This window comes from Pseudomonas sp. GM79 (genome assembly GCF_000282495.1).
Lineage (GTDB): Bacteria > Pseudomonadota > Gammaproteobacteria > Pseudomonadales > Pseudomonadaceae > Aquipseudomonas.
This window is the reverse complement of sequence record NZ_AKJE01000050.1, coordinates 54,222-67,672: the sequence shown is the minus strand read 5'-3', so window position 1 is coordinate 67,672 and position 13,451 is coordinate 54,222. Positions and strand designations below refer to the sequence as shown.

The following is a 13,451-nucleotide window of genomic DNA, read 5'->3' as shown; positions in this document are numbered from 1 at the left end:
CCGCTCCCACATTGGGCCGGTGGTGTCTTGGATATTTGTGTTGTGGTTGACCCAAGGCATCTGTGATGAAATGCGACTCCACTCTCTATCGCGCCGCGCCGCCATCACTCGCCGTGAAACCCCGTTTGATTCGCCATCTGTTCCTGCCGCCACTGGTCATCGCCCTGATGATCGGATTGGGTTACATCGGCTTCTGGGTCAGTGAACACTACGGAATTCGCAGCCTCAGCGAGAACGGCCAGCGTCAGCTGGAACTGCACGCCCGCGCCGTCGAAAGCGAGATCAGCAAGTACACCTACCTGCCCAGCCTGCTGGAACTCGAATCCAGTGTTTCCAAGCTGTTGGCCGACCCGTCGCCGGAACTCCGGCAGACGGTCAACGAATACCTTGAAGGCCTGAACCGGCGCAGCCGCAGTCGGGCTATCTATGTGATGGACACCACCGGTCGCGTACTGGCCACCAGCAACTGGCGCGATGTCGACAGTTATCTGGGTGAAGACCTGTCCTTCCGCGCCTATTTCCAGAATGCCGTGCGCGGTCAGCCGGGGCGTTTCTACGGCATTGGCAGCACCAGTGGGGAACCCGGCTATTACCTGGCGCACGGGCTTGAAGAGCACGGCAAGATCATCGGTGTCGCCGTGGTCAAGGTCCGCCTCGAAGCCATGGAAGAACGCTGGCAGCGTGCGCGTCTGGAAGCCTTCGTCAGCGACGAGAACGGGATCATCATTCTCTCCAGCGATCCGGCGCGGCGGCTTAAATCGGTTGTGCCATTAAGCGAGGAAACCAAGGAAAAACTGGCCCGTAGCCTGCAGTACTACTGGTTTCCGCTGAACGAGCTGCAACCGCTGGCGCGGGAGAAACTGGCTGAAGGCGAGGAAAAACTGACCTTCCCCGCCAACAGCGAATTGATGTCCGATGAAGAGAACATCAGCTACCTCTCGCAAACCCGGCCGCTGAGCGACACCCCATGGAATTTCACCCTGCTCACCCCCCTGCAGGATTTGCGACGTGAAGCGATCAATCAGGGGATCCTGGTGGCGGTGGCGTTTGCCTTGGTGGCGTTTCTGCTGATCGCCTGGAACGAGCGGCGCAAGGTGATCGCCACCCGCCTCGCGGCGCGGGAAGCCTTGCAGGAAGCCAACAATCAACTGGAGCGTCGGATTACCGAACGCACCACCGACCTGCGCGCCAGCAACGAACGGCTCAAGGGCCAGATCCGTGAACGCCGGCAGGCGGAAGAGACATTGCGCCGCGCCCAGGATGAACTGGTCCAGGCCGGCAAACTGGCGGCCATCGGCCAGATGTCCACCAGCATCGCCCACGAATTGAACCAGCCGCTGGCCGCCTTGCGGACCTTGTCCGGCAATACCGTGCGCTTTCTGGAACGCGGTCAGCTGGATGTGGCCAGCACCAACCTCAAGACCATCAATGAACTGATCGACCGCATGGGCCGGATCACCGCCAGCCTGCGTTCCTTCGCCCGGCGCGGTGATGACAAGGGCCAGGCCAGTTTTGGCAAAGCCGTGGACGCCGCCCTGCAATTGCTGGGCAGCCGGATGGAAAGCGCGCACCTGCAATTGCACCGCGACCTCGAAGACGTACAGGTACAGATCGACCAGACTCGTCTGGAGCAGATCCTGGTCAACCTGATCGGCAACGCACTCGACGCCATGCAGTCGCAGCCCCAGCCGGAGTTGTGGCTTGAAGCCGAAGAATTCGACGGCAAGTATCGCCTGCGGGTACGTGACAATGGCCACGGCATCGATGCCGAAGCGCGCAAGCATCTGTTCGAACCGTTCTTCACCACCAAACCCGGCGAACAAGGCCTGGGCCTCGGCCTGACGCTTTCCGCCAGCCTGGCCGCCGCCACTGGCGGGCATCTGGGTGTCGAACACCCGGCCAGCGGTGGTACCACCTTCGTTCTCAGTTTACCGTTGGTAAGCCCCACTCCCGCCGAGCCAATATGAACAACGACCTTAGTGTGCTGATCGTCGAAGACGACCCCCATGTCCTGCTCGGTTGCCAACAGGCGCTGACCCTGGAAGACATTCCCTGCGTGGGCGTCGGCAGCGCCGAAGAAGCGCTGGAACGTGTCGGCGATAACTTCGCCGGCATCGTCATCAGCGACATCCGCCTGCCGGGCATCGACGGCCTGGAACTGCTGACCCGGCTCAAGGCCCGCGATCGCAGCCTGCCGGTGGTGTTGATTACCGGCCATGGCGACATCTCCATGGCCGTCGGCGCCATGCAAAAAGGCGCCTACGACTTCATGGAGAAACCCTTCTCCCCGGAGCGTCTGGTGGACGTCGCCCGCCGGGCGCTGGAGCAACGCAGCCTGGCGCGGGAAGTGTCGTCGTTACGTCGACAGCTGTTCGAGCGCGACTCCCTCGAAGGCCGGATCATCGGGCGCTCGCCGGCCATGCAGAACCTGCGGGAACTGATCGCCAACGTCGCCGATACCTCGGCCAACGTGCTGATCGAAGGCGAGACCGGTACCGGTAAAGAATTGGTTGCGCGCTGCCTGCACGACTTCAGCCGTCGGCACACCAAACAGTTCGTCGCGCTGAACTGCGGTGGCCTGCCGGAGAACCTGTTCGAAAGTGAAATATTCGGCCACGAGGCCAACGCCTTCACCGGGGCCGGCAAGCGGCGGATTGGCAAGATCGAACATGCCCACGGCGGCACGCTGTTCCTCGACGAAGTGGAAAGCATGCCCCTGCCGTTGCAGATCAAACTGCTGCGGGTGTTGCAGGAGCGCACCCTCGAACGCCTCGGTTCGAACCAGAGCGTCGAGGTGGATTGCCGGGTGATCGCCGCGACCAAGTCCGATCTGGATCAATCGAGCAAGGCCGGCGAGTTTCGCAGCGACCTGTATTACCGCCTGAACGTGGTAACCCTGGAACTGCCGCCGCTGCGCGAACGCCGCGAAGACATCCTGCAACTGTTCGAACACTTCCTGCAGCAGTCATCCCTGCGCTTCGACCGCGCGGTGCCGGAGCTGGACAACCAGACCCTGTCGAACCTGATGAGCCACGACTGGCCAGGCAACGTGCGCGAATTGCGCAACGTTGCCGAGCGTTTCGCATTGGGCCTGCCGGCCTTCAAAAAAACCGGCGCCAGCGGCAGCAACCAGGGCCTGGCCTTCGCCGAAGCGGTGGAAGCCTTCGAACGCAACCTGCTCAGCGACGCCTTGCAGCGCAGCGGCGGCAACCTGACCCAGGCCAGCCAGGAACTGGGGATGGCCAAGACCACGCTGTTCGACAAAGTGAAGAAATACGGGTTGAGCCACTGATGGATCTGATTTTCAAAGCAACCCTGGGCGCGGCGGTGGTGGTGATTCTCGCCATGTTGGCCAAGACCAAAAACTATTACATCGCCGGCCTGGTGCCGCTGTTTCCGACCTTTGCACTGATCGCTCATTACATCGTCGGCAAGGGTCGTTCGCTGGATGATCTGAAAACCACCATCGTGTTTGGCATGTGGTCGATCATTCCGTACTTCGTCTACCTGGCGACCTTGTATGTGATGGTCGACCGGATGCGGCTGGAGGCTTCGTTGGCGGTGGCGGCGGTGGCGTGGTTGATGGCGGCGACGGTGCTGGTCAGCGTGTGGGTTCGCCTCCACGGCTGACACGCCCCCCGGAGCTGCCGCAGGCTGCGATCTTTTGATCTTGACCTGCAGCGGTCTAGAAAAAATCAAGATCAAAAGATCGCAGCCTTCGGCAGCTCCTACGGGTACGGGGTACGGGCAAGTTTCTTGGTTACTGCCCGTAAACCTTCTGCAACTGCGCTTGCGTCAATGCATCTTCAAACGGCACCGGCACTGACTTCACCGACCCGTAGAGGTTGCGATAACGCCAGTAGTTACCGTTGTTGGCCAGTTGATAACCACGCTCGACCACTCGCTGGCCATCAAGCACATAACGCAAGGTTTCCTGGGCTGCCGCTGGCGGTGCCGGCTGCATCAGGTCGGTGGACAAAACGCGCATCGATTCGTCGATACACTCGTCGAGCACGGCCGTGACCTTCGCCAAATCGAGACTGCCGTCGTCGATGCACTGCTTGCCACAGCGCCGAATCGGCTGGCTGACCACTTCGATCCGCATGCGATACAGCGCCGAACCGGCAATGTCCTGGACTTGCACCTGGTTGACCAGCACGAAACTGCCGCGATCGGGGGTAAGCATCAGTTTGGGCTCTATCACCAAGCGCGCGGTGACCTGCCCTTCTCCCTGCTTGAACCCGGCCACTTGCGAAGCCTGTTGATAGCGCTTTTGCAGACGCTCCTGCAACGGAACGCCTGCAAGCAAGTCGGCCATCGGTCGCGCTTCCTTGAGCGCGGTTTTTTCCGCATCGCGCTGCAAGCTGCCGCTGCCCATTTGGGTGTTGATCAGGCTGGCGACCAACAAGCCGGCAAGCCCGGCAGTGTTGCCCGAACTCGCCACCAGATTATGACTCGACGATGCAGCCTTCAAAGCCGCCTGGGAGTCGATCACGGTGCTGGCCCCCACAAAGGATGGCGGCAACTGCACATCGACCTTAAGGCCGTGGGCCTGGACGTAAGGCAAGGCACTCTGGTCCTTGAAACCGGCCTCGGGAGCCGGTTTTTGCGCACACCCCGTCAGCATCAGCAGGGCCAGCGCACCGGCCACTATAGGCAGGCGCTTCATTGCGTGAACGGGGTGATCATTTGCTGACGGCTATTGTCCACAGCCTGATAGAACGCGTTGGACAGGTTGGTGTAGGTCGGCTCGTCCCACTCGCCCTGGGCGGCTTGCGTAGCGACAAAGGGTTTGAACCACAGCAATTTGTTGTCTGCCAGATCGATCACCATGCCCTGTCCGCCCACCTGCGCCATCGGCACGCTGGTCGGCACGATGCTGTAGTAGCTGCGTGTAGCGCCGGTGGCGTAAACATTCACCAGCAGCAGACGATCAACGCCGTAGGCGGCCTTGACCGGCGTCATGTCACGGGTCATGTAGCCTTCGCGGAAACTGGTTTCCTTATACATCTTCAGGTCGAACGGCTCGTTGATCCGCTTGGCTTTGTAACCCTTGGCCTGCAGCTTGGCGACAAGGACATCGGGCAAGGTGTTGAGGTCGCCCACTTGCCATTTTTCGACGTTGTCACTGAGCTTGTTGTTAACGCCCTTGTTGATGGCGTAATCGAGAATCCCCTGATTGCCGGTCAACGCCAGCACCGGTTCTGGCACTACGGTGATCGCCACGCCGATAGTCGGCTCTTTGGCATCCCAGAATTGGTGGTCCAGCGGCACTGGAGGTTGCACATGGGCACAGCCAGTGAGGGTCAGGCAGGCGAGCAATGTCAGTGCTGCCCAAGTGCGTAGAGCGTGAAGAGTCATGGATCAAGTCCCTATGATTATTAACGATGTTGCCTATGTCGGCAGCACCGGTAAAAACCATAGTGGCACATTGATATATTTTTTCGATTCGGCGGTTCCGCCCTTGGCGTCACTCGCACCAGAGGTAGGACATGTTGCTGACGAAATCGATTTTCAGGGGGGTACTCATCATTTACCTCACAGGCTTGATCGCGCCGGAAAGTTCGAACGATACCCCCGAGGGGCCAAAGCGCGCAGCAGATCCCTTGTGGGAGCGGGCTTGCTCGCGAAGGCGTCGTGTCAGTCGATATCTGCATTGACTGAAGCACCGCATTCGCGAGCAAGCCCGCTCCCACAGGTTTTGGGGTGTTCTGGAGAGCGTGTTTAGTTCTGTTTAGCGTTACTTCCTGAAAGCTACAGCGCCTTGCGCCGTCGCCTACAACCACGTCAGAATCCGCCGGCTTGTGCGCCTGGAGGCCCGTCGGTAACTTGGTTCGTGTCACTGATTCCCAGTGATCGGGTTTAGTAGCCCGGCATTTCTTTCCGGTCGCATAAGTGTCATCCAGTCAGGCATTCGCCTGCACTTGATGGTGGCTGTGCGCATGGTGCCCTCGGGCGCGCCGGTTTTGACTGGAGGCCGGTCTACTAACTTGCGCACAGCTGCCTCCCCATTCCGTTTAGTAGCGAGATGAGTTGCAGCTCTACTAACAGGAGTACCAGTTCAATGTTCAAAATCACTCCAAACCCACCGGAAACCGACGACGTTTCCCCGTACGAAACCCCAGGCTCCAAAAAGCTCAACGAAGCCGCCGACCGCGCCCTCGATTACTACCTCAAACCGGTCATTCCCAAAGACACCCCACGCAAACCCAGCACCCTTTACCTCATCGCCCCCGACGCCAACAACGAAACCCTGCTGGTCAACGCCTGCGAATCGCTGGCGGCGGCGAGTGTGATGCTGAGTGATTTCGCGGGGCAGCTGAACGGCCCGCAACGCAACACCGTGCTCGGCATCCAGAACTCGGTCATGCTGGGTGAACTGGCGGTGAACCGGATGCTGGATAACTTCGTTCCAACGTAATTGGCGACCTGACTGACCAATGAGGTTCCACTAACACAGAAGCTCAAATGTGGGAGCGGGCTTGCTCGCGAAGACGGTGTGTCAGTCGACATCTGCTTTGACTGATACACCGCCTTCGCGAGCAAGCCCGCTCCCACAGTTTGGATTTGGGTGTTACAGAAGATTGTGTTCGGCCACTGGATCGATCTGCGCCCAGTGTGAGGTGTCTTCGCGGTGGGCCTGCAAATACGGCAACACCGCCGCCAGCAACGGCGCCTTGAACGCCTCCTGAAAACGATGGGCCAGCCCCGGGATCAGCTTCAACTGACTGCCGCGAATGTGCGCCGCCAGGTGTACGCCGTGCATCACCGGCAACAATGGATCGGCGGTGCCGTGAACCACCAGCGTCGGCACCCGCAATTGATTGAGCAGCGCCACACGGCTCCGTTCAGCGAGGATCGCCATGATCTGGCGCTTCACGCCCTCCGGGTTGAACGCCCGGTCATAAGACTGCGCCGCCTGCTGCAGCAACGCCTGCCGGTCATCGCTCACCGCCGGGCTGCCCAGTGCTGCCAGCAAGTCGGCCTGTTGCTCCAGTGCCACTTCACGATTCGGCGCACCACGTCGCGCGAGTAACTGCACCAGCGCCGCACTCGGCGCCGGCAAACCTTCGGCACCCGAGCTGGTCATCAGCAAGGTCAGGCTCTCGACACGCTGCGGTGCCATGGCCGCCATATGTTGGGCGATCATCCCGCCCATGCTGGCGCCCAACACGTGGAATTGCTCGACGTGCAAGGCATCCATCAACCCAAACGCATCGTCTGCCATGTCGGTCAGGGTGTACGGCGCCGATACCGGCAAACCGAGTTTGTAGCGCAGCACTTCGAACGTCAGGTTGGCGTCGACCGGCGCCTGCCGCCAAGTCGAGAGGCCCACATCGCGATTGTCATAGCGGATGACCCGAAACCCCTGCTGACACAGCGCAACCACCACCTCGTCCGGCCAGTGAATCAACTGCCCGCCCAGGCCCATCACCAGCAACAACGCAGGGTCCGAGGCACGGCCAATGCTCTGGTAGGCCAGGCTCACCTGCTCCAGATCGACCCGCTCGGTCGGAACATTGACATCGCACCGCGAAGCCGCCAGGGACGGCAAGCTGAACAATAAAGCGGCCAGAAAAGTGGCCGCCGATAACAATAAAGCACGCATGAAAAACACCGAAACGCAGAACTCCAGTAGAGCGCGAGTCTGATGAAGTTTGTTCAAGCGCGCTGCCACAGTTACGTGACAGTTTGATGAAGATTGCCGAGCGGTCATCGTGACAGCCCGATTGCACGAGGTGCGTTCGATCACATCCGCCTCTGATGCGATAACTATTTACCGCCACCGTCCCCGAGAACTTTCCTTAAATGGCTCGCAAATGGAGTGGAACCGCCGCTCCTCGCACCGAGCCATGTTGATATGACCGATAGACTTCTTTTCGACTTCCCCAACCCGGCGCCGATCCTCATACCTACCCCATCCGCGCTGCCGCCTCTCTACGACGAAAGCCTGTTTCTGCATGCTTCGGCACGCTGGCGCGAAAGCAGCGAGGGCTTGCGCGAGCTTCTTGCCGCCAGTCCGGGAATGCGTGACACGCTCACTCAACTGTTGAAACAGAAACTCGATCTGGCCGGGCAACAAGCTGGCTTGCTCTTCGTCGCCACACAGGAGCATCCGCAACGGTTTGTCAGCTTCACCGATGCCTGCGCCTTCGTCCTGCAACACCCGACTCTGGAGACGACGCTCGATGAGCGCTGTCAAGTGACCGGTCTGAATCAGACTCATCCCCTGTCGAACCTGACTCCACTGCAAATGCTCGAACGACTCAAGACACTCAACCCTGAACAGTCGCACCGCGAGCGCTGGGCAACCTACTGGAACACGCGTGCCCCCAACACTGCGGTGTCGCGTAAACAACGGGCAATACAGCTTTACCGTCAGCATTTCGAAGCGAGCGTCCAACTGGCATTCGCCCAGAGAACCCTGACGGCGGAACAGCTCAAACCCCTGTTGTTGATCATTGATCCGCCCCTCGGTGCTCTGACGCTGGACGGCCAGCCTGTCCATACCGAGCAATTGGTCCTGGTATTGAGCAACCTCAGCCGAGTCGAACTCCCAGGCGCATGGGTCATCACCACAGGCGAGGCGGCCAGCGGCAGTCAATGGCTGTATCTGCCTTGCCGGCCCGTCGCCATTCAACTTTTCAGTCAACGCAGCGACATGGAGGCATGGCTTCTGCGACAGGCACTCGTCCCGCCCGGTTTGTCCACCGATAACGTTCGCTTTGAATACACCGCCAAAACCGACCCCATGGGCGTGGGCGCAAGCGACCTGTTTGCGGCCTGCCAGCCGGCTCAGGTCAGCGCGTTACACCACGCAACCCTCGACAAGCCCGGGTTGGCGGAGCACGGTGCGCAATCCCTCGCCCTGGTTGACCAGGTTGACCAAGAGCGCGGCAAGACTGCCATTCTCGCCTCACCCCCCAAGCTGGAAACCGCCGATGACGACACTGTGGCCGGTGAACAGCCACTGTTTGGCAGCCTATATGCGGATATCCCCTTGTCACTGCGCCGGGCCGCGCTGAACAAGCAGCGCGATGCGCTCGAAATATGGGTGGCAGAGGTAGGAGATGGCCAGGGCCTGCAACCGTTCAAAGACTCGCTCAAAGCGTTGGAAACCGCCGAAGAAGCCGCAGACAAGGCCGCCTCTGCGTTGCTTTATCGATCGCGCCCACTGGATGTGGTCACGTTCCAGCAGGCGTTCACCGCCCTGCACAGCGCCCATAAGGCCGGTCTGCACGCAGAAGCCAGGCTCCAACTGGCTCTTAAACAACTCAGTGACGAGGAGTACAGCCTGCTCAAGGCCTTGCTGGACACTCCCGACAATCCAGGTCCGGACCCGGTCGCGGCCAGCCTGACTCTATCGATGACCGAACAGAGCGGTGACAAAACCACGGTCACCGCCCAGGAACTCAACGGCGCATTTATCGTCACCCGAGCGGATGCGCTGACCGATGCCAATTCGCCGCACAGCGTGCTGCTCTACTGGTCTGGCACCGGCGGTGGTCTGCAACGATTTGCCAACCGTCGTGAGCTTGAACGCCAGGTATTGCAGATTCATCAGCAGGACAATGCACTGACGTTGCATCTGAATAAAATTCCTGGCGACGCGCTGACGTACGGGCTGAATCAACTGACCAGCGATTTCGAAGAACAGGCCGGCGCGCTACGCCAGCGTCACGCCGAGCCGGCCCAGGCCGCGCAGCGTGCCGAACAACTGGAGATCTTGCGTAAACACGCCCGCGCCACGTTGCAGGTTCCGGTGCATGCCGCCAGGAACCTTGCTTTCGCCCACCTGCAAGAGCAAGACCTCAGCAATATCCTCGCCTCCAACCTGCCAAATTGGCTCAGTGCACTGACCGAGGCTGACCGTACCAGGCTCAAGCGACTGATCGAGGCATACATCACGGCGATGCAACGCAGCCACGAACTGATAACAGTCGCCCTGGAACCCCGTGACAACTTCACCCGCAAACACTTGCACGCCCGTCTGCGCAAGGACTTCTCGATCAAGGGCCATTTCGACGTGAAGCTCGACTTGCCCGATTCGGTGAAATGGGCAAAGCATCTCGATCCCGCTCCCGGAGCGCCAGGAACCCCGCAAAAACTCGTGCTGATTCCAAGTGTGACGCGTAGCAGGATGTCTCTCGAGGATCTGGCCCAACACAATATAGACAACACACCGTCGATGAACCTGGAACCCCTTTCCCTGCGATTGAGCTTCATGCAGGTGGAGGTTACTGCGGCGAACAAGTCAGAAGCCCAGGCCCTGAAAAGCGGCATCACCCGTGATTATCTGATGAGGGTCCTGCCGGAGCTCGACTTGCCCAAGGCATACGAAACGCTGATCCGCGACGCGTTCACGGGGGCGGCCACCGAGTCCGTCTTCAGCAAAGAGCATCACCGCGAGAGCCTGATCGAGCCCTGGGCTCTGATGCTCAAATTGCAGGGTGAGAGCGCCCTCTTGCAAAAGCAGATCGACCAAAACGACCTGCAGGTCCTGAACATCGCCATCGACGCCGACAACCCCGAAGCCTGGCGCACCGATGGCAAGCGCATCGTATTGCTGCCGGCCCACTTGAGCGTGGGTGGCAAGGACACACCCAATGAAGGCCCCGTGACTTTGTCTGGCGTGAACTTCATCGAGGAACAGGTCAGCGGGGTCACCCTGCTATACCTGCCCGACAGCCCCGATGGCCAATTCCTGCGCCGTTACGACAGCCTGGAAACCGCTCGCAAAGCCCTGTTCAACCTGTGTCTGCATGACAAATGGGTCGGCTACCTGGCTGGCCGGGCCTTACAGGGCGACGTACGAGCCCACGAAGTCCGCATCAAGCAGAGCATGCTTAAACACTACGACGCGTTGATCGGAGTCGGCTTGCGTTGGCCGGCGACCACCTCGTTGGCCGCCCACCTGGTCAATGCTCATATGGGTCGCCTGATCGAAACTCATCGCGGCACCTCCCGCGCCAACGACGCGCTGTACATGGAGCGTTACGCACTGAAAGGCCCGCGCGCCTTCAACTACATAAAAATGGCTTTTGGACTGGTGCCTTTCGTCGGGACCGCTATCTCACTCTACGATGTCTGGATCGCCGCAAACCAGGCGGTGGCGGCCTTTTTACGCGCAGACGTGGGTGACGGCCTGGCGGAAGTCGAGTCGGTGCTGTTGTCATTGATTGACGCGGCCATGGATCTGCTCCCCGGTGAAGTTGCAGTCTCGGCGCTTTCCCGGACAGCCCGCTCCGTCACGCGCGCGCGCCAGCTTCACAAGTTGGGCACAACGGCGGCCGCGATACGGATGCCCTCGATGCGTCAGGCCCGGTATGCGGCCGAACGCTTCGCCGGTTACGAATATGAGCAGCCAGTCTCCCTATCGGGACTCCAGCCGGCAACCCATGGGACCTATCGCAATATCTACCGCCATGCCGAGGGTGATTTTATCGTGCGCCAGGGACGGATTTTCCAGGTCGAGCGCAGCAAGGATTCACGCAACTGGCGCTTGAGCGGCAATAGTCAAAAAACCTACAAACAGCCCATCGCGCTCGATGAAGCAGGCCACTGGGATACTTATTTCGGCGTTTATGGCGTTACGTTCGAAGGCGGGGGGCTCGGTGGCGGCAACATGCTCGGGCACCTGGCGGATACGCTTGATCCGGTATGGCCTCAGGCTCTGCGCGAACGGTTGCCTCGCTGGTGGAGCGACCATGCTTATCGTCGCCATCATGCATTGACCATAGAGGCCGATAGACTCGCCCTGCAATTCGATACCCAGGTAAAGCGCACCAAAGCCGCCCTGCAAGCCTACAACGCCAATCCAGAGCGTCCCAAGGCGCTGATGCGCGAAGCTGAGACAGCCTGCATCGCCGATATCGAGTTAGCCAAACAGCACTACCAGACGCTAGCAGATCTGCTTCCACTCAGCCACGGCAACAAAAAGCGCGCGCTTGTGCAAATCCAAAGCGATGACGCGGCGTTACTGACCGACAGGTACAAGCAACAATTGTTCTTTGCCAATCATCGAACCGATCCGCTGCTGAACAGTATCGATGCGCTGATAGAGAGCCTGGACACATTGCCTGCTACAGCGCTCTCCGACCGGTTGCGGGCGCTGGGGGATATCAGGAAGCTGCGACTGGAAACGATTAAGGAACTCGACACCATCAAGGCCCAAATGCGGGACCTTAACTATTGGTACGAAAAAATTACCGTCAAGGCACACAAAGCCCAACTGACCCAGGAAGTCACAATGCTGAACGGGCGTCTCAGCGAGACAAACCTCCTTTACATGAGAACCGGTAACTTGCTGGAAATGGTGACACGCTATGACACCGCCAACGATGTGTCCTGGTTCTGGCTCCAAAGCCAGGCACAAGTGAAAAGAGCCCAAGTCGACCGCGCCCTGTTCACCCAATTCAGTCTGCCGGAAGTCAATGTTACCAAGGCTCAGCGTAACCAGATCCTTCAAGAGTGCATCGAGTACTACAGTCAATTTCGTCGGGATATGAATGCCTGGACTGCCAGCTATCCTCAGCATTTTCATCTGGATGACGTGCCGTCATTGATGGACGGCATCGCGAAAATGGCCGAGAGAGCGCGCAAGGCGCTTGATTTGCCTGCACCGACTATTCCAGGGCGCAGCAACAAAAGAGTGTTCACCACTGAAGGCGACCAATTGTTGATCGGGGTGGAGCGCTGGGAAACGACTAAACAAAAGCGGCAATACATCCTGACGGGACGAAGTGGGTACATGGAAATCTGGGAACAAGGGAGCGACGGTAAATTCCGCCTCTTGAACCCACAGCCACAGCCATCCCACTCCATTCGCAGAGAACTTGAACCGTTAGTGGCAGATGCCCGCCACCGATTGCAATCGCAAGGAACCTACCAGACCAGGGTTCAAGCCTACGCGGATCAAGACATGCTCCCGGTGGACCTTGAGCACATGATGATCAGTGAGGCGAATGAACTCACACGCCGCGCTCTTGGCATCGAGGACATTGCTCCAGGCAATGCCCTTGTCCAGCAGCTACGCGACAAGGCCACCGAACTGATTGCCACCGGTCGCGCACTGCGAACCCGTCAGTCGCTGCTGATTAAAAAACCAACCGATGGAATGCTCGACGACCTCGTCACGCACAACGTGGTAGATATCCGTAAAACCAGCCCGATCAAAAACCTGGGCAGACGCTCGAATGGTCGAATTGACTATATGCAGGAATACGAAGTCTGGAACTTGACGCAAACACCAGCGAAAGTGCTGTGGTACGCCCACTTCCATTACAACAAGGCCGCACCTGCATTCGGCGCATTCGAGAAAGCCCACTTGAAATTACCGCAACATCGGTTTCTCACCCACGCGGACAACGCCGACCTGCCTTACGCCGATATCGGCAAACAATCTGCCGCGCTGCCACACTTCGAAAACCTCTGATGAGAAAAAGGAGCGG

8 protein-coding genes are annotated in these 13,451 nt (G+C 59.4%); 5 read left to right on the top strand and 3 right to left on the bottom strand.

What is annotated here, in order from left to right:
* The first annotated feature begins 65 nt into the window (after positions 1-65).
* From PMI36_RS14060 to PMI36_RS14070, 3 genes are read left to right on the top strand one after another with little or no spacing between them, the layout of a single operon-like run.
* Positions 66-1,967, top strand: a complete 1,902-nt coding sequence (locus tag PMI36_RS14060) for a sensor histidine kinase (RefSeq protein ID WP_008072324.1) — start codon at positions 66-68, stop codon at positions 1,965-1,967.
* Positions 1,964-3,292, top strand: coding sequence for a sigma-54-dependent transcriptional regulator (locus PMI36_RS14065; protein ID WP_008072323.1), 1,329 nt, complete (start codon positions 1,964-1,966; stop codon positions 3,290-3,292). Before PMI36_RS14060 ends, PMI36_RS14065 begins: the two co-directional genes overlap by 4 nt.
* An 8-nt stretch (positions 3,293-3,300) precedes the next feature.
* Positions 3,301-3,630 carry a GlpM family protein gene (locus PMI36_RS14070; protein WP_176466865.1) on the top strand — a complete coding sequence of 110 codons (330 nt, stop codon included), beginning with the start codon at positions 3,301-3,303 and terminating at the stop codon, positions 3,628-3,630.
* Positions 3,631-3,760: 130 nt separating this feature from the next.
* On the opposite strand, the gene PMI36_RS14075 is transcribed toward PMI36_RS14070, so the two are convergent.
* Entirely contained in the window at positions 3,761-4,669 is a 909-nt protein-coding gene (locus PMI36_RS14075) for a hypothetical protein (RefSeq protein WP_008072321.1), read from the bottom strand.
* Positions 4,666-5,361: a hypothetical protein gene (locus PMI36_RS14080; RefSeq protein ID WP_008072320.1), complete on the bottom strand. Its 696-nt coding sequence runs from the start codon at positions 5,359-5,361 to the stop codon at positions 4,666-4,668. Before PMI36_RS14080 ends, PMI36_RS14075 begins: the two co-directional genes overlap by 4 nt.
* Before the next feature lie 703 nt (positions 5,362-6,064).
* Here PMI36_RS14080 and PMI36_RS14085 point away from each other — a divergent pair.
* On the top strand, positions 6,065-6,421 hold the full coding sequence (locus tag PMI36_RS14085) for a DUF6124 family protein (RefSeq protein ID WP_008072318.1): 357 nt from the start codon (positions 6,065-6,067) through the stop codon (positions 6,419-6,421).
* A 153-nt stretch (positions 6,422-6,574) separates the two neighbouring features.
* On the opposite strand, the gene PMI36_RS14090 is transcribed toward PMI36_RS14085, so the two are convergent.
* Positions 6,575-7,609 (bottom strand): alpha/beta fold hydrolase, encoded by a 1,035-nt coding sequence (locus tag PMI36_RS14090; RefSeq protein WP_008072317.1) that lies wholly within the window; start codon positions 7,607-7,609, stop codon positions 6,575-6,577.
* Between the two features lie 252 nt (positions 7,610-7,861).
* Here PMI36_RS14090 and PMI36_RS14095 point away from each other — a divergent pair, with 252 nt between their 5' ends.
* Positions 7,862-13,435, top strand: a complete 5,574-nt coding sequence (locus tag PMI36_RS14095) for a dermonecrotic toxin domain-containing protein (RefSeq protein WP_008072316.1) — start codon at positions 7,862-7,864, stop codon at positions 13,433-13,435.
* Positions 13,436-13,451: the final 16 nt, after the last annotated feature.